General features: G+C 44.4%; 18 protein-coding genes. 13 read left to right on the top strand and 5 right to left on the bottom strand.

Translation table 11 applies throughout. The features are described 5' to 3' along the window. Positions 1 to 217: 217 nt before the first annotated feature. On the top strand, positions 218 to 1,474 hold the full coding sequence (locus NAF01_RS24425; RefSeq protein WP_250801420.1) for a helix-turn-helix domain-containing protein: 1,257 nt from the start codon (positions 218 to 220) through the stop codon (positions 1,472 to 1,474). Between the two features lie 62 nt (positions 1,475 to 1,536). Here the strand turns inward: NAF01_RS24425 and NAF01_RS24420 are convergent, their stop codons facing one another. Next, positions 1,537 to 3,252, bottom strand: a complete 1,716-nt coding sequence (locus NAF01_RS24420; protein WP_226618848.1) for a M4 family metallopeptidase — start codon at positions 3,250 to 3,252, stop codon at positions 1,537 to 1,539. A gap of 248 nt (positions 3,253 to 3,500) precedes the next feature. Here NAF01_RS24420 and NAF01_RS24415 point away from each other — a divergent pair, with 248 nt between their 5' ends. The 3 genes from NAF01_RS24415 to NAF01_RS24405 all read left to right on the top strand — a co-directional run bounded on the left by NAF01_RS24415 (position 3,501) and on the right by NAF01_RS24405 (position 5,475). Beyond that, positions 3,501 to 4,271, top strand: coding sequence for a DUF4047 domain-containing protein (locus NAF01_RS24415; protein ID WP_250801419.1), 771 nt, complete (start codon positions 3,501 to 3,503; stop codon positions 4,269 to 4,271). Next, complete coding sequence (sipW, locus tag NAF01_RS24410) at positions 4,240 to 4,785, top strand: signal peptidase I SipW (protein WP_197248994.1); 546 nt, start codon at positions 4,240 to 4,242, stop codon at positions 4,783 to 4,785. The genes NAF01_RS24415 and sipW overlap by 32 nt, the downstream gene beginning before the upstream one ends. Before the next feature lie 81 nt (positions 4,786 to 4,866). Continuing rightward, the gene (locus NAF01_RS24405; RefSeq protein WP_197248995.1) at positions 4,867 to 5,475 is read left to right on the top strand and encodes a TasA family protein; all 609 of its coding nucleotides are present in this window, start codon (positions 4,867 to 4,869) and stop codon (positions 5,473 to 5,475) included. 42 nt (positions 5,476 to 5,517) lie between these two features. On the opposite strand, the gene NAF01_RS24400 is transcribed toward NAF01_RS24405, so the two are convergent. Continuing rightward, complete coding sequence (locus NAF01_RS24400) at positions 5,518 to 5,724, bottom strand: thioredoxin domain-containing protein (protein WP_222500695.1); 207 nt, start codon at positions 5,722 to 5,724, stop codon at positions 5,518 to 5,520. A gap of 215 nt (positions 5,725 to 5,939) precedes the next feature. Here NAF01_RS24400 and NAF01_RS24395 point away from each other — a divergent pair, with 215 nt between their 5' ends. After that, positions 5,940 to 6,536: a class I SAM-dependent methyltransferase gene (locus NAF01_RS24395; RefSeq protein ID WP_222500697.1), complete on the top strand. Its 597-nt coding sequence runs from the start codon at positions 5,940 to 5,942 to the stop codon at positions 6,534 to 6,536. 28 nt (positions 6,537 to 6,564) lie between these two features. Here the strand turns inward: NAF01_RS24395 and NAF01_RS24390 are convergent, their stop codons facing one another. Then, the gene (locus NAF01_RS24390) at positions 6,565 to 7,737 is read right to left on the bottom strand and encodes an MFS transporter (protein WP_163145261.1); all 1,173 of its coding nucleotides are present in this window, start codon (positions 7,735 to 7,737) and stop codon (positions 6,565 to 6,567) included. Positions 7,738 to 7,935: 198 nt separating this feature from the next. Between NAF01_RS24390 and NAF01_RS24385 the strand changes: the two genes are divergently transcribed. The 6 genes from NAF01_RS24385 to NAF01_RS24360 all read left to right on the top strand — a co-directional run bounded on the left by NAF01_RS24385 (position 7,936) and on the right by NAF01_RS24360 (position 13,277). Further along, a complete protein-coding gene (locus NAF01_RS24385; protein ID WP_250801418.1) occupies positions 7,936 to 9,270 on the top strand; it encodes an MFS transporter in 1,335 nt (444 codons plus the stop codon). A 13-nt stretch (positions 9,271 to 9,283) separates the two neighbouring features. Beyond that, complete coding sequence (locus NAF01_RS24380; protein ID WP_197249002.1) at positions 9,284 to 10,261, top strand: ornithine cyclodeaminase family protein; 978 nt, start codon at positions 9,284 to 9,286, stop codon at positions 10,259 to 10,261. Positions 10,262 to 10,329: 68 nt separating this feature from the next. Further along, positions 10,330 to 10,521 carry a hypothetical protein gene (locus NAF01_RS24375; RefSeq protein ID WP_048011171.1) on the top strand — a complete coding sequence of 64 codons (192 nt, stop codon included), beginning with the start codon at positions 10,330 to 10,332 and terminating at the stop codon, positions 10,519 to 10,521. Positions 10,522 to 10,668: 147 nt separating this feature from the next. Beyond that, on the top strand, positions 10,669 to 11,787 hold the full coding sequence (locus tag NAF01_RS24370; RefSeq protein WP_250801416.1) for an NAD(P)/FAD-dependent oxidoreductase: 1,119 nt from the start codon (positions 10,669 to 10,671) through the stop codon (positions 11,785 to 11,787). A 121-nt stretch (positions 11,788 to 11,908) separates the two neighbouring features. Beyond that, positions 11,909 to 12,757 carry a KPN_02809 family neutral zinc metallopeptidase gene (ypfJ, locus tag NAF01_RS24365; RefSeq protein ID WP_227888375.1) on the top strand — a complete coding sequence of 283 codons (849 nt, stop codon included), beginning with the start codon at positions 11,909 to 11,911 and terminating at the stop codon, positions 12,755 to 12,757. Positions 12,758 to 12,776: 19 nt separating this feature from the next. Then, a complete protein-coding gene (locus NAF01_RS24360; protein WP_250801415.1) occupies positions 12,777 to 13,277 on the top strand; it encodes a cupin domain-containing protein in 501 nt (166 codons plus the stop codon). A 175-nt stretch (positions 13,278 to 13,452) separates the two neighbouring features. Here NAF01_RS24360 and NAF01_RS24355 read toward each other — a convergent pair whose 3' ends face one another. Continuing rightward, entirely contained in the window at positions 13,453 to 14,946 is a 1,494-nt protein-coding gene (locus tag NAF01_RS24355) for a peptide MFS transporter (RefSeq protein ID WP_197217444.1), read from the bottom strand. A gap of 230 nt (positions 14,947 to 15,176) precedes the next feature. Next, positions 15,177 to 16,445 (bottom strand): GGDEF domain-containing protein, encoded by a 1,269-nt coding sequence (locus NAF01_RS24350; protein WP_250801414.1) that lies wholly within the window; start codon positions 16,443 to 16,445, stop codon positions 15,177 to 15,179. A 470-nt stretch (positions 16,446 to 16,915) separates the two neighbouring features. Here NAF01_RS24350 and NAF01_RS24345 point away from each other — a divergent pair, with 470 nt between their 5' ends. Together NAF01_RS24345 and NAF01_RS24340 are read left to right on the top strand one after the other, a co-directional pair. Beyond that, positions 16,916 to 18,097 carry a ParM/StbA family protein gene (locus tag NAF01_RS24345; RefSeq protein ID WP_152539667.1) on the top strand — a complete coding sequence of 394 codons (1,182 nt, stop codon included), beginning with the start codon at positions 16,916 to 16,918 and terminating at the stop codon, positions 18,095 to 18,097. 11 nt (positions 18,098 to 18,108) lie between these two features. Beyond that, a complete protein-coding gene (locus NAF01_RS24340; protein WP_048011164.1) occupies positions 18,109 to 18,699 on the top strand; it encodes a hypothetical protein in 591 nt (196 codons plus the stop codon). The last annotated feature ends 280 nt before the right edge of the window (positions 18,700 to 18,979 follow it).

Genomic DNA, 18,979 nt, shown 5'->3' with positions numbered 1-18,979 from the left:
TAAAGAAGATAAAACATTCTGTTAATTGGGGTAATTAGAAGGGTACATAAGGGGCAAAAAACCAGACAAAGGTATTAAAAATCTCTTGATTATGGGTATATTTGGATGGTTTGTAGGCACTTATAACAATAAAATTTGGGGTTATTTTAAGAAGGGGGCAAAAGTGGACTCTCATTTACTACAATAAATCTTATTCAGAAAATAAGGGGAGTCTTTCATGTTAGCTGGAGAAATAATTAAATTTCACCGCCAAAGGGCAGGTCTTACACAAGAGGATCTCGGCAAGGGCATTTGTTCGGTTACACATGTGAGTAAGATCGAGCGTGGGGTGACGCCGTATTCCTCTGAAATTATCCAGATGTTTTCAGAACGTCTGAACCTCGATATTGATCAGGAAATCAACCGGTTTGCCAATCTGGGAGAGCGGCTTCAGCACTGGCACAAGACGATCATCATGCAAAATATGAAGGAAGCAGAGAAAATTAAAAAAGAGCTTGAGGGCATTCCCATCAGCCTTTCTTCCAGCCATGCCGCCTTTTATGAATTGCTTCTTGCCCGATTGCACTTAAAAAAACTGGAATTGGAACAGGCGGAAGGGATTTTGATTCATATACAGAATGACTATCCTAATCTTCAAGCCTATGAGCAAAATATGCTTAAGCATGCCTGGGGAATCTATTATATCTTAAGATACCGGGATTCAAAGGCCGGGAATTATCACAAAGCGATTGAATTTTTGAAGGATATAAACATGGAGGAATACGGGAATCACGAATACTATTACCACTTGGCGGCCGCCTATTATTGGACCAATTCTAAGATAGCGGCTTATGCCTATGCAAATAAGGCTCTTGTACACTTCAGGGAAACGGATAACTACATCGGTGCGATTACGGCAGAGTCCCTTATGCTCGCACAGGAGGGCAATGATTTACAGGCGGATTTCAACGAGCTGGAGAAATCTTATCAGAGATTAATCCGTAATTGTGACCTGCTGAATTTGCCTAATAAAAAGTCTTTGCTGTTAAACAACTTAGGCTATGAGTATTGGAGAAGGAAGGAATACCGGAAGGCGCAAACAGTATTAGAGGAGGCCCTTGGCCTGGTGGCTAAGCCATCTGCTCTGTATCTTCAGAGGCTGCAAAATTATATTAATGCCTGTCTGGAAGGGAAGCTATTGCGAAAAGCAGTGCTGCTGAAAAGAGCCCGCGAAGGAATGTCTATGACAAAGAATTTGGAGAACAGGTTTTACAAAATCATATTCAAGCTCCTTATTCTGCGGATTGAAGAACAGAGTGAGCAATATTACAGATATATAGAACACGAGGCACTTCCTTATTTCCTTTCAATCAGCAATGCTATGTTTACCAACCGGTTTGGCAAGCAATTGTACCAATATTATGTGGAGACGGAGCAATATGAGAAGGCTGTTCAGGTTTCAAATATCTTTATAGAATCGATTGCGTGTGAATGACCTCGTTAAAAAAGAAAAGCCATGACCCATTCAAACAGGTTCATGGCTTTTGGCTTTGTTTCTTAGTTAACGCCTACAGAAGTATAGGCATCCATAACGGCTTGCGTCTCTGCAGATGGAGCACCATTTTTATCCGGATACAGATCACGTGCAGCGCTGATGGCTGCTTCCCTCATATCATGGAATCCGGAAGAAGGTGTTAGATACAGAGTGAGTGCACGGTAATAGATTTTTTCTGTTTTTGACGTGCCTATGCCCTTTATGGTTATGTCATTGTTTGTGCCGCCCTGACTGATTAAGTAGGCTGCCTTGTTGTTAATTCCGCTGTTGATATGAACGCCGCCTTTATCCTCTGTACCCAGATAGCGGTCATCATAATGATCCGGATAGTGTCCTGAAGGCATTAAGCTTGTCTTTTTAGAAGCTGGATCACTCATGGAGCGAAGCCCGCCGTCACCTGGAATATTCGGGGTAGTGATATCTTCTCCCAGCTCCCATTCCACTTCTTTGGTCGTATAAATCTCTGCCAAATTCCCCAGGATATCGGCTAATGATTCATTGATTGCTCCAGATTCACCTTCGTAAACGAGGTCAGCTGTGTGTTCAATCACACCGTGAGTCATTTCGTGTCCGGCTACATCCAGTCCGCCTGAAAGTGAGCTGAATTTAATGCCGTCCCCGTCCCCGTACATCATTTGAACTCCATTCCAGGCTGCGTTATTCCACTTTGTGCCTATGTGAGCGGTGCTGATTAATTTCATTCCATTATTATCCAAGCTGTTTCGCTTATGAATAATTTGATAGTATCGGTTTACTTTATCCGAGTTGTAGTGTGCTGAAATGGCAGCAGGATCATGGAAAAAGTTGCTTCCGCTTTTTGTTGTTACTTCATATCCTGTAAATCCGAATAAGACACTGCCCAGGTTAAATAAAAGCGGATCAAAAGCTTTAGCGTTAAATGTGGCCATTGGAACCGATGTAGTCGACCAAACAGAAGGTCCATACAGATAGCTCGTTCCTGTCTCCATATCTTTTGCCGCATTAAATGACAGCAGATTGCCATGCACATCCAGGCCTCTTCCCGTAATCGGGGTAAGTGTCTCTTCATCGACCGTGTGGATTTTATTGAAACTTTCAATGACTTCTCCACTCGTTGCATCTACAAAGTAATGGAAGTAGCCAGGCTCCGGAAAGGAAGTGGAGGCTTTAACCAGATAAGCGAGATAGTATTTTCCTTTATGCGGGTAAATCAATAATTGGGATTTTACACCATCATAATTTTTTACTTCACCGATCTGTGATTCAACCTGTCCCTTTACAATGCTGACCGCTTCATCTTCTGAAATGGATGCCTCAGTTGGAATAATGGAGCGGGCCAGGTTTTGAGTGACTTTGCCAAGAGAAGCATATACGTTATGGCTGGAGTCCAGTGCAACAGTTTGTCCAGAACCGTAAATAGGGATTCCTTTATATTGCTCAACAGTACGCACATGGTATGTACCTGTTTCAGAATCTTCCTGTTCGCTCACAATTTTAAATTGCTCCCCGGGATCTGCAAGCTTCACTGTTGGGGCCTGAACCTGTGATTGCAGATACGCTTTTACCACTTCATGCTTGCTTAATCCTTCTGCCTGGAATAGCACAGTTGCCGTGTTAGCTGTCTCTGCAGCTAATGCGGATGATGTTGGCAAAAGCCCTCCAAATGCTACAGATAAGGCTAGTACAGCTGGTATGGTTCCTTTCCTACTTATCTTTTTCTTTTGACTCTTCTTTTTCATAAAACCCTCTCCTTCAACCAAGTTTATAAAGTGTGACAATTCGTATTATTAAGAAAATTATTGGTGAAATCAATCTATTTCAGGAAATCTGGTATTGGTTTAATTTTTCATAGATTTATCGTGCCTGTTAACAAAAAAAACCGAAAATGGACAAATATCGACACGTTTTTAACCAGTAATTAACCCAATTTAAAACTTCTGAAAATTTTGTATAATGAGTCCCAGATGGACAGGAAGGAGGAGCCCAATTGAAAAAGTCCATGCCAAAGCGAATCATTCTTCCATGCTTATGCTGCTTGTCTTTTTATGCCGGGCATCTGGTTGTCGGGGAAACAGAAGCTTTATTTTCAAGCCAGGCAGAAATGGAGCCAATTACGATAACTTCTGCATTCGTCTTTCCGGAAACGATTCAAAATCTCCAGAACCATGCCGACGGGATCGCCGGCAGCATGAGACAGAACTATAAGCGGGCCATGGAGATTTCCTGGAATACAGAGTCGCAGCAGGAATTACAAGAAAGACTGCATCAGCTGGCAGAATTGGAAGGGCAGCTAAAGAAACAAATGGACAGGCTGGACAGTATTGCTGATGAGCTGTACGCATACGAACAGCAGGCCAAAAGCAGCCATACCGGGGATCCTTCTTTCGCTTATATTCATGAAGGATATCAGCATGCTGATCTATTGCTGAGTGAAGTAATGGCAGAAGTTGATATTCAGAGGATAAAAGAGGCAGGCAGCGCCATCCGGCAGAGGATGAATGAGTTAGATGAGGAAGAAAAGGCTCGGGCAGCAGACAAGCCAGTTGAACAGGACTCGCCTTCTGATTCAGGCGCAGAATTAAGCCAGGAAAAACCTGTTGAAATGGAGGAAGAAAAGGATCAGAACACAACTCTTGATGAGTCTCTGCCTGGCGTGCACGCACCAGGCAATCAAGATACTTCAGAAGAAGCATCCATAGAGAATAAAGACCAGGAGCTGGTGAGCGATGAAGAAAAAACTCTTGAAAATAGTGAGTAATATAACGGTAGCTCTTTTCATGCTAGGAATTGGCCTGATTGCATTTGTGGTTCTTTCATCCAGAATTTCAGGAGGGGAGCCATCGCTGCTTGGGCATCAGTTCAAAGCGGTTCTCTCAGGATCCATGGAGCCAACCTTTCAAACAGGTTCGGTGATTGCAATTAAATTAAGTGATAACCAATCTTCATATAAAAAAGGGGATGTTATAACTTTCCGCATGGAAGAGAAGTTAATTACCCATAGAATTACCGGGGTACAGGAACACAATGGACAAGCAGCATTCAAGACTAAAGGAGATAACAACGATGGTGAAGATCCATGGACTGTGTATCCTCATAATGTGGTTGGCAAGTATTACGGTTTTTCCATACCATACGCCGGGTATGCGCTGAATTTTGCGAGTTCAAAGACAGGATCTGCCCTTTTATTGATTGTGCCGGGAGTATTGTTATTAATTTCCGCCATCAGCACTATTATTGGAGCAAAAAGGGAGATTGAATCAAGTCAAGCATAAGTGGTTAGATCTCCTATGTATCTGCAAACGTACATAAGAGTTTAATAAATTATCTATTACTAAACTAGGGGGAATGTAAGGATGAGTTTTACAAAGAAGATCAGTCAGGGTGTTTTGAGTGCAGCAATGGGGCTGTCATTAATCGGCGGGGGAACCTTTGCCTATTTTAGTGATACAGTTGACACGCAGAATACGTTTGCTTCGGGAACATTGGATTTAGGAATGAACCCAAGCGCGGTTGTGAATATCGACAACATTAAACCAGGCGATGAAGTTTACCGTGAATTTACACTGGAAAACAATGGTACATTAGATATTCATAAAGTCCTTCTGAACACCCATTACAATGTGGCTGATGCAAAAGGGGATAATACAGATGACTTTGCCAAACATATTAAAGTAACGATTATGTACAATACAAGCAGTGCAACAAACGCTGTTGTAGAAACAACTCTGTATGAGCTGCAAAGCCAGCAGCCGGACCTGACGGAACTTAATATATCGGGCAATCCGAAACCGGACGGCATTCCAGCTGGTGAAAAGGAAAAAATCTTTGTTCTGTTTGAGTTTGTGGACAATGGACAAGACCAAAACCAGTTCCAGGGTGATACGCTCGAAGTCAATTGGACATTTAATGCGGAGCAGACTGCCGGCACCTACAACGATGATACGGATGAGAGCAGCAACTAATTTTAAACGGGCAGGACTGGCGGAAGCACCGCCAGTCCTGTTTTACTCATCAAAAACCCCTTCATAAATCCTTTTCAAATTATCACGAAGCTTCTCAACAGGAATGAACCGGGCTTCCCTTAATACTTCTCTTCCATCCAGATATAAGGCAATCACAGGAACTGTAAAGGCCATCAGATACCCGGCAATTTCGGTTACCTTGCCTGCATTCACAAGCCGTGCTTCGATACGGGGGTAATCCTTTAACACTTCCTCAACCTGAGGAAGCAGGCCATGACAGACACTTCAGCTGTCATGCAGCACGTAAATAAGGCCGAGCTCCGTGCTTTGGATAAACTGCTGCACCTCTTCCATCGCTGTCAGCTCTTTCATTGTCATCCTCCTCTTGCTGGCATTTTTTTCATTATATAATAGGATTTCCAGAACCACTCCTAGAATACCTTATGGGAAAAGGAGTGGTTAGATTGGCAAATTTATGGGAAGAAAAGTTTTCTCAAGAAGGCTATTTATATGGCGAAGAGCCCAACGAATTTATCAGGGAGCAGGCGTGGCGGCTTGAAGGGCGCAAACGTATTGTTGCCTTTGCCGAGGGGGAGGGCCGAAATGCTGTATTCCTTGCCAGGCAGGGGCATGATGTAACAGCATGGGATTATACGCAAAGCGGGTTGGACAAAACAAAGCAGCTGGCTGAGCGCCATCAAGTCAGAGTGGAAACAGGGCAGAAGGACCTGATTCATGATTCTGTGCCATCCGAAGAATATGACGCTTCCATAATGGTTTTCGGCCATTTTCTGAAAAAAGACCAAAAAACCGTTTTCGATAAGCTGGTTTCCGTTGTCAAGCCGGGTGGAATTGTCATGCTTGAGGTTTATTCAGAGGATCAGCTCAGCTATGGTACAGGCGGGCCAAAAAGTGTCGACATGGTCTATCATCCTGCAGATATTCTTCAATGGATTCAGGGTTATAAGGTCCTTCATTTCTTTTATGGCGAACAGGAGAGAGTGGAAGGAAAAGGCCATACAGGAACGGGACACGTCATCCAGGTGATCCTGAAAAAGTAGAAAAAGGAGGCAAAATGAGCCTCCTTTTTTAAGGTGTAATCGAACGGGTTCTGTTCACCTTGGCAGAATACACACGATACATTATGAATGCCAAACCGGAAAGCAGGATTCCCGTCAGGTACGGAGCACCGATGCTGATGGTGAACAGCCATCCTCCGAGCGGCGGGCCGATAATGCGTCCCAGGGAATCGAATGATGACAGCAGGCCAGTCGTGCTGCCGTGTCCAGTTTGAGATGTCTTTGTCAGCAGGGAAGAAACACTCGGACGGATAAATCCGTTCCCTATGCCGAAAATCGTCAGGAAAATCGCCGCAGTCGTAAAACTGTCAACCAGGAGAATCAGTCCAAAGCCAATGGCGGAGACGATGATCCCCAGCTGAATCACAGCCCCTTCTCCATACTTTTTCGTCATTCGTCCTACCAGACCGCCCTGCACAAGGGCTCCTCCAAATCCCATAATCATAAAAATATAGCCCAGCTCAACGGTGCCAAGACCTGCTTTTTCAGCCGCAAAATAAGCGAAGGTTGCTTCCAGTCCTGCCAGTGACAGTGAAACAAACAGCTGAAGGATAAACAAAATGCCAGTGTTTCCTCTTAAAGCGGTCATCAGACCCGGACGCTTAGCTGTTCCCTGGCTGCGCTGCTCCGGTGACAGAGACTCCTTCAGCACAAGCATGACAAGGAAGAATGTGATAAACGAAGAAGTTCCTGCCGCGTAGAAAGGAAGGTTCAAACTTTCCCGGGAAAAGATGCCGCCTATCGCAGGGCCGAAAATAAAGCCTAAGCCCACTGCAGCACCAATGATGCCCATCCCTTTTCCGCGGTCTTCTTCAGATGTAATATCCGCTACATAAGCCATGACCGTCGGCATATTGGCAGACGACAGAAAGCCGCCGATAATTCTGGCTGCAAACAGCATCCACAGCTCAGTGGACAGGGCCATCATGAAAAAAGACAATCCAAGGCCAAAAATTCCGATCATAATGACAGGCTTGCGTCCGATTTTATCGGAAACGCGCCCCCACATAGGCGCAAACAGCAGCTGCATCAGCGAATATACGGCCATTAACAGGCCCAGTTCAGTGGGTGATGCCCCTAATTCCTCCGCATAAAAGGGGATGACAGGAATAATGATTCCAAACCCAACCATCACAAGAAACATAACGGCGAATAAAAGAGGCAGTGCTTTTTTAGTATTCAACATGTTCACTCCAGTTAAAGTCAAATTCCATCTAAGTATTATGATTATAACAAAAACATTCCCCTACTTTCACCTTAGGGATTGGACAGGTAAATAAGTTCTATTTATTATCCAATTTTAAAAATATATTGAAATATCAAAATAATATAAACTATGATAAACTTGTACATTTTTACAGTTAAGAGAGGGGGAAATGGAATGGAAAAGAAATTAGAAAAGAAAGTCCTGATTGCAAGCCTGATCGGAAGTTCCATCGAATGGTTTGATTATTTTTTATACGGAACGGTTGCTGCACTTGTATTTAATCAAATGTTTTTTCACAGTGATGATCCGGCTGTCGGCTTGATGCTGGCGTATGCCTCTTTCGCACTTGCTTTCTTCATCCGTCCGCTGGGCGGGGTTATTTTCAGCCACATAGGGGATAAAATCGGCAGAAAGAAGACACTTGTCCTCACATTATCCCTTATGGGCGGTGCAACAGTCCTCATGGGCTTTTTGCCTACCTACGATAATATAGGCGCGGCAGCACCGATTCTGCTGATTCTTTTACGCTTAATACAAGGAATTGGACTTGGAGGAGAATGGGGCGGTGCACTGCTGCTTGCTGTTGAATATGCTCCAAAAAATCGGCGCGGCTTTTTTGGAAGCATTCCGCAAATGGGTGTCACTATCGGAATGCTCCTCGGAACACTCGCTTTATCTATTATGACATTATTGCCGGAGGAAGCTTTTTTATCATGGGGATGGCGCGTACCGTTCATTCTAAGTGCCCTGCTTGTCTTTTTTGGCTTATGGATCCGCAAAGGCATTGATGAGACTCCATCCTTTAAAAAGGCCCAGGAAAAAGGGGAAATTGCCAAGATTCCATTTGTGGAAACGATGCGCAGCCATTGGAAGGAAGTATTGATTGCAGTCGGTGCAAAAGTGGTCGAGACCGCACCATTTTATATCTTCGGGACCTTTATTGTTTCCTATGCGACAACACAGCTTGGCTTCTCGCGTACGGTTACATTGAATGCCGTTACGATTGCAACGGTTATTACTACTATTTTGATCCCGATTATGGGAAAACTGTCTGACAAAATTGGCCGAAAAAAGCTTTATGTCGGCGGAACGGTCCTGATGATGCTTTATGCCTTTCCGTACTTCTGGCTTCTTCACCAGGGTTCGGCCGTTCTGCTGGTTGTGGCCACGATATTGGGTCTCGGCATCATCTGGGCACCAATCACCGCTGTACTTGGAACGATGTTTTCTGAAATATTTAAGTCGAATGTCCGCTATACCGGCATCACCCTGGGCTATCAAATAGGGGCAGCGCTGGCAGGAGGAACAGCTCCTCTTGTGGCAACAGCCCTGCTGAATGCCTATGATAATTCCTATGTTCCTGTAGCCTTATACATCATGCTTGCTGCCGCCATATCTTTAATTGCGATTTCATCCGTCCGCGACCGCAGCAATCAGGACCTGGATTCTGATCTCCCAGGAGATGATGCTTTCCATACAGGCTTCGGACAAACCAATCATAAAGCTTAGAAAGGTAGAGTTCATGCTTTTATTATCTGAAAAAGAAATCAAATCCATCTATACGATGGAATCAGCCATTAAAGATCTTGAAAACGCACTGGTACATAATCAGGAAGGGAAAATCCAGAATCCGCATAGAACCGTGCTTGATTTTCCGGAGAAAAAAGCTTCAGCCCTTTATATGCCGAGTGCCCTGCCGCCAATCGGAAAAACGGCTGTGAAGGTGGTCACCATTTTTCCTGAGAACCCTGCGGTCGGCAAAAAAACCACTCAGGGAGTCATATTATTAAGTGATACGGAAACAGGGGAACACCTGGCATGCATGAATGCCTCGTACCTGACAAGGCTCCGGACCGGGGCGGTGAGCGGAATTGCCACTAAGCATCTCGCGAAAAAATCGGCAAGAACTGTGGCCGTAATTGGCTGCGGGGCAATGGCTGAAGAACAGCTTCAGGCTGTTTTGGAGGTTCGCGAAATAGAGGGAATTTTCCTTTACAACCGGACGGCTGCAAAGGCACATGAGTTTGCTGACAAGTTTAAGGAGTTTAATTGTGGGGTGACTATCCTGGAAAATGCGGATGAAGCTGTTTCCCGGGCGGATATTGTCATCTGCAGCACCCGCTCGGAAAAGCCTGTGTTCTCTGGAAAGGCCCTCCAGCAGGGGACGCATATAAACGGGGTAGGCTCCTATCTTCCGCATATGCAGGAAGTTGACGCAGAGACGCTGCTGCGAAGTTCTAAAATCGTCGTGGACACCATAGAAGGAGTCAAAGATGAAGCCGGTGATTTTATTGTTCCTGCCGCCGAAGGCATCTGGAGCTTTTCGGACCTGCATGGCGAAATCGGACCATTATCATCCGGAATGATTGCTGGCCGAGAAAACGATGAAGAGATTACCTTTTTCAAATCAGTCGGGATTGCCTATTTTGACCTCGCTGTGGCAGCAGCGGTTTATGAAAAAGCAATTCTTGAAGGCGTCGGAACGAAGGTGGATCTGTAAAAAGGTGAATAGTGCCTGAAGCTTTGGAAAATCTATAGCTATACTTCTAAATTAAAGGAGAGATAGAGATGCCAAAGCAGCCGAATAAAGTAACAGAAGAACAGCAAATCGTATCAGCCCAAAACCAGGCTGACCAATTCAAAAAAGGAATGGACACCGAATTTGCTCTTGAAGAAAACGTCCAGGATGCGGCAGCCAAAAGCCAGCAGTATCAGGCACAAAACCAGCAGCCAACCTATGAACCGAATAAGCCGTTTTAATGAAACTGCATGATGGGTGTTGCGCCTGTCATGCAGTTTTTAGTTTAAAACACTCGTCCAGGAACCAAAAAAACTACCCCTCTTTTTGAACCTTTCCCCAAACTCTTGTAGAATAAGTGGCAAACCAGATCGCAAAAAGGAGTCATTATGAAAAGTCATATCGTAATTGGTGCAGGAATTCTGGGAGCTTCTGCTGCCTACCATTTGGCTAAGGCAGGTGCTAAAGTCACCGTTATCGACCGCAAAGATCCGGGGCAGGCAACCGATGCAGCGGCCGGAATTATATGCCCCTGGCTGTCCCAGCGGCGGAATAAGGCGTGGTATGCGCTCGCCAAAGGGGGAGCGGCCTATTATCAGAAACTGATCAGGGAGCTTGAAAAAGACGGCGAGACAGAGACCGGCTATCAGCAGGCAGGAGCCGTCAGCCTTCATACCGATCCTGCAAAGCTGGAAAATATGGAAGAACGGGCCATGAAAAGGCGCGGAGATGCTCCTGAAATGGGGGAGATTACACATCTGTCTCCGGAACAGACATCCCAGCTGTTTCCCCCATTGGCTAAGGAATATGCCTCTGTCCATGTAAGCGGTGCGGCGCGCGTCAATGGCCGCGCACTGAGGGATGCGCTGCTGCGGGCAGCTGAAAAGCATGGTGCGGAAGTGGTGCAGGGCTCTGCAGAACTTGTGTGCCAGGGAGATGAGATTACAGCTGTTAAAGCCAGCGGAAAGCAATATGAAGCGGAAAGTGTGATTGCAGCGGCCGGAGCGTGGGCAGCAGAGCTTTTTGAGCCGCTTGGAATCCAACTGGATGTGAAGCCGCAAAAAGCGCAAATCGTCCATCTTCAGCTTGAAGGGGAAGATACCGCGGGCTGGCCGGTTGTCATGCCTCCAAACAATCAATACATTCTGGCTTTTGAGGGAGGACGCATCGTCATTGGCGCCACCCATGAAGATGACATGTGGTACGATTTAAGAGTAACTGCAGGCGGTCTGAATGATATTTTTGAAAAAGCTTTAGCAATCGCCCCGGGATTATCGGATGGAACGTTTACAGAAGCACGGGTGGGATTCCGTCCCTATACACCCGGATTTCTGCCCATAATAGGCCAAATTCCGGGTCTCAAAGGTCTTTACATAGCAAATGGGCTTGGAGCCTCAGGGCTCACTGCAGGGCCGTTTCTGGGCGCCCAGCTGGCCAGGCTTGCTCTCGGACAGGAGGTTGATATTGACCTGAGCCTCTATGATCCGGCTGGCGCGGTAAAAAAATGATAGGATCTCAAGGTGCCTGTTTTAGCAGCAGGCACTTATTTTTTTGTTTCTGATAAGTTAATAAATCGCTTTATTTCGGGTATACACTAATGAAAGTGATGTTTCATTAGGAGGCTGAATCATGAAGTGGAAAGGCAGAAGAGCGAGTTCGAACGTGGAAGACCGGAGAGGCATGGGAGGCGGGGGGAAAACCCTGATCGGCGGCGGCCTTGGCGGAATTATTATAGTATTGTTATTTACCTTCCTCGGGGGTGATCCGGGTGAGCTGTTAGGCAATATGGCCGGATCAGATTCTGGTACATCTGTGCCATATGAAGAGTCAGAGCATGAAAAAGAGCTTGCTGATTTTGTCTCAGTTGTGCTGGCGGATACAGAAGAGGTCTGGACGGAACTATTCGAAGAGCAGGGTCTGCAGTATAAAGAGCCAACCCTTGTTTTATACTCAGGCAGCGTACAGTCTGCCTGCGGGGCAGCTTCCTCTTCAGTGGGACCCTTCTATTGCCCGGGCGACCAAAAACTGTATATCGATTTAAGCTTTTACGATGAACTGCAAAGGAAATTCCAGGCACCAGGAGATTTTGCCATGGCTTATGTTATCGCCCATGAGGTTGGGCACCATGTGCAGACACTTCTGGGGACAACCGAAGAAATCATGCCGCTCCGCCAGAAAATGAGTGAAGAGAAATTTAATAAATATCTCGTCCGGTTTGAATTGCAGGCCGACTATTATTCAGGCGTTTGGGCTCACCATGCCCAGGGAATGGGATATTTAGAGGAAGGCGATCTGGAAGAGGCCCTTAATGCAGCCACGGCAGTAGGGGACGACACTCTTCAAAAACGCGCGCAGGGCTATGTCGTGCCGGAAAGCTTTACACATGGCACGTCAGAGCAAAGGAAGTCATGGTTTCACAAAGGATTCCAGAACGGAACCATCAAAGGCGGAGATACGTTTAAGCAAAGCAGTTTTTGATGTGAAAGGAGCGGATTGAATGAATAGCGGGATTCAAACCATTCTGCTGAAAGATGATGGGCAAATACCCAACAATCAAGGTCTCCCGGTCATCATATACAAGGCAGTTTTTAAGGAACAGCCCGGCGAAATTGAGGCTGCTTTCAACAGACACCAATGGACAGGAAGCTGGACGGGCGGAGTGTATGATTACCACCATTATCACTCCAACACTCACGAAGTACTGGGGGTCAAAGCGGGACAGGCAACCGTCCTTATCGGTGGCGATCAGGGCGAACGCCTCGAAATCAGCCAGGGCGACATCATTCTCCTTCCTGCAGGCACAGGGCATAAGAAGATTGAAAGCAGCCCGGACTTCGAAGTCGTGGGTGCCTATCCCGGCGGGACAAGCCCGAATATGAAGAAAAGAGACCCATCAGACCGTGTACAGGCACTTGAAGAAATTAAAAATGTCCCGATTCCGCAGATGGACCCTGTTTATGGTGAAGAGGGGCCGATGCTTGCGGAATGGAGAGGCTGATGGCAGCGGTTTACCGGCCAATCTGAAGCATTTACCGGTCTAAATAGAGGATTTACCGGCCGATTTTAAGAAAATACCGGCCAAATTGGCGAATTTACCGGCCAAACATATTTCGGGAAACAAGCACAAAAAAAGCCAGAAGAGCTTGACTCTTCTGGCTTTTCCTTTTCCAAAATTAACGTACACCCTTCATAAATCCTTGAATCTTAGGACTCAATAAGAATAAGATGATGGATAGCAGGATCGCTACTGCACCAATTACTCCGAAATACGTCATTTCCGTTTCAGGTGTGTAGAATTTAACAATCTGTGCATTGATTGCCTGTGCTGCCGCATTTGATAGGAACCAAAGGCTCATCGTTTGTGCGGAGAACGCAGCAGGCGCTAATTTGGTTGTGGCTGAAAGTCCAACAGGTGATAAGCAAAGCTCTCCAAGAACAACAATGAAGTAGCTAAGAACCAGCCATAATGGGCTTACTAGAGAATCTGTTCCGCCAAGGTAAGCAGGAAGCAGAATCACAATGAAAGATAAACCGGCAAACAATAGACCCAGTGAGAATTTCTGCGGCACTGAAGGCTGGCGGTCGCCAAGCTTCACCCACAGCCACGCAAATACTGGCGCGAAGAAAATAATAAATAATGGGTTAAGAGACTGGAACCATGCCGGTGATATATCAAGTCCCATAAACTCAAGCTGTGTACGCTTGTCCGCATAATTCGCAAGAATTGTTGAGCCCTGCTCCTGGATCGCCCAGAACATAACAGATGCAATGAATAATGGAATATACGCAATGATGCGTGAACGTTCCACTTCGGTTGTCTTCGGGCTGCGATACATCATCGTAAAGTAAATAATCGGGAGGCCGATACCCAGAATACCAACAAGTGCAATAAAGGAATCAAATGTTAAAAGACCAGTTGGGATGCCGACAGCAACTAAAATCGCAATAATAACAGCACCCAGGCCGATTCTTGTATAAACTGTTTTCTTTTCATTTGCAGATAATGGATTAGAAATATAAGTTCCTGCTAATCCAAGATTTTTCTTTTTCGTAAAGATAAACACCAATAAGCCAAAGAACATACCAACGGCTGCAATGGCGAAACCAAGATGGAAATTATATTTCATTCCAACTGTTCCGACAATTAACGGCGCAAGGAATCCGCCAAGGTTGATGCCCATATAGAAAATACTGAAACCGGCATCGCGGCGGTTATCTTCAGGACTGTAAATGTCCCCAACGACGCTCGATACATTCGGCTTCAATAAACCAGTACCTAAAACAATCAAAACCATGGAAACAAAGAACATAGCCAGGCTTCCAGGAATGGAAAGGGCAATATGGCCGAGCATGATTAAAATTCCGCCATAGAATACCGCTCTGGATGTTCCAAGTAATCTGTCAGCTATCCATCCGCCGATGATTCCTGACATATACACCAATGACCCATAAATGGACATGATTGCTAAAGCTGTTGGCTCATCGAGGCCTAATCCGCCTTTTGAAACCTCGTAGTACATATAGAAAACAAGGATTGCTCTCATTCCATAGTAAGAAAAGCGCTCCCAAAATTCGGTGAAGAAAAGTGTGAACAAGCCTTTAGGATGTCCGAAGAAACCTTTTTGAGGCACACTTTCAACAATTTTCTGCCTATTAAAATCTGACATGTTTCATCCTCCTTTTAGCTATTCTATGATATCTTTCATAGCTGCTAATTGTCAAAAAAAATTTTATGTAACGATGGTTATTATTGGCTTCAAAGGAGGAATAAATAGATTTTCTCAGAGAATTCATTCAAAGTTTATTTTTTCAGAATAATGATAGTATTATTAATTTTATAAAAAACAAATGTATTATACCCAAAAAAAAGCCGCCCAAACCGGCGGCTGCGAATATCTTATGCGTTTGTCAGAACTGCTTCTGGAGGTCTGTGCGGATAGGCAGGCTCTTCCCTGCTGGATAGCCTGTTTTTACCCATTTCCTTGGACTGGAGAAGGAGTTGATCTGCATAAACATAAGCTTTTTCAATAGAAAGCAGATCGTTCACTGTATAGTAAAAAAGGCCAAATGATGCAGTGTAGGAAATAGAAATGGACTCCTCTTTAAAATCAGCTTGAAAAGGGCTGTTTTCAACGCCTTTGCGAATTTTCTGAGCTAAATTCAGGCACTCTTCATATGTTCTGAATCTCATAATAATCGTAAACTCTTCTCCTCCGCTCCTGAATAAGTAATCATCTTTGGAGAGGTAGCTTTTTAAAGTATCGGCAAAGTGCCTGATTGCCTGGTCGCCAACCGCGTGATTATAGCTGTCATTTATCCTTTTGAATTTGTCAATGTCAGCTACAACTATACCAAGGCTTTCACCTGATTGATTAAGCTCCGTCATCTTTTTATCCATATAGGCACGGTTAAACACACCAGTCAGAAAGTCAGTATAGGCCATTTGCTCAAACTTATCACGCTCGATTTTATTCTGCAGCATCTGTGATTTCGACAGAAACGAGCGGCTCACAAGGTAGTTAAGGATAAACAGGCTTATGAGCATTTCCCATTTTCCCTCCTTCAGGAATAACAGCAAAAGGCCGTTCGTGAAGGCAATCTTCCCCATATCCAGCACACTTCTTGTTTTGATAAAGTCAATCGCTTCTACCTTCGTTTTAATATCTCCTGTCAGTTTAAAAACAGTAATCAGGAATAGATCCGAAAGCAATGAGGTTACGGTGATCAGCATCAGCATGACAACCCAAAAACCGAATGGCACACCCTTAAAGAGGGGAGATAACAAATGGAACAAATAGAACGCAATGGAGTTGCTCATCACAAAGGAACCAATATTATAGAAAGTATGGAAAAATTCATCAGGATCCTCTGTTTTTGTATGCTTTTTATAAAAATAGACGCAAAAACGGTAGATGACTTCAAAAATCAACAGACCTAATGGCCCTGTAAACAGTCCAATGGAAAGACTGTAATTAATCCCATAATCGATCGATGTATTTCCATTTCTGCTGATAATCCGCAAATGATAATACAGGCATGCAAACAGCAGGTATATACCCAGCGCTTTTATATATACAGAGCTCTCGACACTGATTCCCTCTGAGAAAACAGCAGTGCACACGGAAATGATAAAAAGCGAAACCATAAATATTCTGGAGCCTTGCATCTTTCTGAACTCCTTTTCCTATTGTTATACTCCTATTTTATAGGAGTTTTTACCAAGAAAGTAGATTAATTTAGTATATTTTCTAAATTTTTTAATATTATCCAATTCAGTTGCTTTTCACTTAGAGAAGATAAGGATATTATTTTATCTCATAAACTATCAAATTTTAAGAAAAACACCAAGGGAATCTGTTTGTAAACAAATTTGATTACATGTATACAATAATGTTTACAAATGTATTCAAAAATGTAAACAAGTATACAAATCGGTGTGCATGTTGGTATATAAGGATGTGTGCACTTTTGTTTACATGTATACGGAAAGTGTATACAATGAAGGTAGATGTTTACATTTTGTTTACGTTTTTACGCTTTGATTACTTTTTGTTTCCTCGCATTGATTAATCTCTCAATCTGAATTACTCTTAAAATAGCAGCTCTATATTATGGAGAATGAAAGGATTGAATGATTTGACGAATTCACGAATTGCAGCAGTTGACGTAGGAAACGATTCTATTAAAGCAATCTTTGGGAAATTGGATTCAGAATTAAACATACCGAATGTAATAGCGAGAGATGTTGAGGACCGGCCGGTTATCGGGATTGAAGAACTTGACAGCAAAAATCCGCTTGAAGGCATACATATTAGAGTTCACTCCCCTGCCCTGAAGGAAAACAATACGATTTACCGTGTAGGTCACCTGGCAACAAAAAGCGATAATGCTACTGAACTGGATCCAGGCAGCAGCAAATCCGAAGAAGATCAGACATTGGTTATGCTTTTCACTGCTTTGGCACTGGATGCTGTACAAAACGGCGGTTCCACTGGCTTTAAAAAGTCAGGTAATGTGATCGATGCAAACTACACACTGGGCACAGGACTTCCGCTTCGTGAAGTAAAGGAAGGCAAGGATGCGGGTTACCGTTCCAAGCTGCTGGGCTCTGTCCATCAGGTTGAGTTCCTTGTAACACCGAAGTACCAGGGGCAAAAAGTTAATATCAAGTTTGAAGAAATCAAGGTTTATCCTGAAGGATTTGCTGCTTATATCAACCTTGTAATGGATAATAACTTAAACATCATTAATAAGGATTTAATTGATAAGCGTATTTTAATCCAGGATATCGGCGGATTATCTACGGATATCGCTGTCATTAAAAACCGCAATGTAGATGATGATAAAGCGCAGGGCTTCAACCTTGGCGTGTCTGAAGCGCTTGAATCCATCCGTGAAGAGATCCGTTCGAAGCATGGTGTTGAGCTCGACAGCCGCACAGATGTCGTGGAAATCATCACGAAGAAAAATGACCGCAATCATATTATGGTTAAGGGAAGCCGCACAAGCGTGCATGATATTACAGACCGTATCCTGCTTGACCTGGCGAAGAAGCAGTACCGCCTGCTCCGCAACGTGTGGCAGAAAAACTCCCAGACGGAGATCTGCTACTTCGTCGGCGGCGGTTCTATTGTTCTAAAAGATTATCTGAAGACATTAAATAATAATCTGGATGGCTATAACATTGACTTCTTCGAGGATGAAAAGGAAAGCATCTGGATGATGGCAAATGCTTATTACAAGCTGATCTCTGATTTTTCAAGAAGAACGAATAAAGATAAGGCAGACCAGGATAAGAAACCTGTAAAAGCCAACTAGGGTGATTTTTCATGAGTAAAGCTTCCTCTTCTGAAATTAAGAGAGGACAATCCATATCCTTTCGTGTACCATCTGACACACCTGATCATATTCTGAAGCATCTGCAAAAGCTCAAGGAAACCGAAAAGCGGAATTTTTCGAGCAAAATGGCCGAGTTTGTGATGCAGGGAGTCAGCAGTTCACAATCAAAAGACCGGGAAACCATCACCATTCCCCTTCCAAAGGGGCTAAGCAAGGTTCAGCGCGACTGGCTAAAGCATGAGCACTCAGAAGCCTTGCTCGGCAGCATCATTTATCAGCTGATTACGGACCCGGTGCGGGCAACATCCCTGCTGGCGTCCTTGAACAGCCGCTCTTCTGATATAGATGAAGCTCTATATCTGCAGGAGGAGCCGAGGCCTGCTGTGAATGAGTATGATTCGGCAGCCGCGGCTTTAGAGGAAGACCAGGTATCTGAAGATGATCTGACGGATATTGAAGATGATCTGCTTGACTTTGATTGGGACAAGGCTAAACAGGAACAGCAAGAAGAAACTGAAGAGGAAAGCGAAGAAGATCTGGATACTCTTCTTGGCGGCTTTCTTGCACATATGAATAAATAAGTTCGAGGGGAGTTTCAGTGATGAGACTCCCCTTTTTTGCAGTTGAGCAGGGTCTGCTTTTGGAAAAAAACAGTGTTAAATTCTGTGATAGATACCGCTTATTCGATAGAACCGGAAAGCTTCAGATTATTCGATAAAACCAGAAAGAAGCAGCGTCAAAGCCCTGGTTGGATGCCGCTTATTCGATAAAATTAGAAAGAAGTAGCGTCAAAGCCCTGGATAGATACCGCTTATTCGATAAAACCAAAAAGAAGCTGCATCAAAATCCCGAATAGATACC

Origin of the sequence: Cytobacillus firmus (assembly GCF_023657595.1) — a bacterium.
Lineage (GTDB): Bacteria > Bacillota > Bacilli > Bacillales > Cytobacillaceae > Cytobacillus > Cytobacillus firmus_B.
This window is presented reverse-complemented; position numbering and strand designations above follow the sequence as displayed.

Bases quoted from the DNA above. Each gene is read 5' to 3' on its own strand.
- NAF01_RS24350 (WP_250801414.1), bottom strand. From the start codon at position 16,445: ATGCAAGGCTCCAGAATATTTATGGTTTCGCTTTTTATCATTTCCGTG.
- NAF01_RS24380 (WP_197249002.1), top strand. From the start codon at position 9,284: ATGCTTTTATTATCTGAAAAAGAAATCAAATCCATCTATACGATGGAA.
- NAF01_RS24385 (WP_250801418.1), top strand. From the start codon at position 7,936: ATGGAAAAGAAATTAGAAAAGAAAGTCCTGATTGCAAGCCTGATCGGA.
- NAF01_RS24420 (WP_226618848.1), bottom strand. From the start codon at position 3,252: ATGAAAAAGAAGAGTCAAAAGAAAAAGATAAGTAGGAAAGGAACCATA.
- NAF01_RS24405 (WP_197248995.1), top strand. From the start codon at position 4,867: ATGAGTTTTACAAAGAAGATCAGTCAGGGTGTTTTGAGTGCAGCAATG.
- NAF01_RS24370 (WP_250801416.1), top strand. From the start codon at position 10,669: ATGAAAAGTCATATCGTAATTGGTGCAGGAATTCTGGGAGCTTCTGCT.
- NAF01_RS24375 (WP_048011171.1), top strand. From the start codon at position 10,330: ATGCCAAAGCAGCCGAATAAAGTAACAGAAGAACAGCAAATCGTATCA.
- NAF01_RS24360 (WP_250801415.1), top strand. From the start codon at position 12,777: ATGAATAGCGGGATTCAAACCATTCTGCTGAAAGATGATGGGCAAATA.
- NAF01_RS24425 (WP_250801420.1), top strand. From the start codon at position 218: ATGTTAGCTGGAGAAATAATTAAATTTCACCGCCAAAGGGCAGGTCTT.
- ypfJ (WP_227888375.1), top strand. From the start codon at position 11,909: ATGAAGTGGAAAGGCAGAAGAGCGAGTTCGAACGTGGAAGACCGGAGA.
- NAF01_RS24340 (WP_048011164.1), top strand. From the start codon at position 18,109: ATGAGTAAAGCTTCCTCTTCTGAAATTAAGAGAGGACAATCCATATCC.
- sipW (WP_197248994.1), top strand. From the start codon at position 4,240: ATGAAGAAAAAACTCTTGAAAATAGTGAGTAATATAACGGTAGCTCTT.
- NAF01_RS24355 (WP_197217444.1), bottom strand. From the start codon at position 14,946: ATGTCAGATTTTAATAGGCAGAAAATTGTTGAAAGTGTGCCTCAAAAA.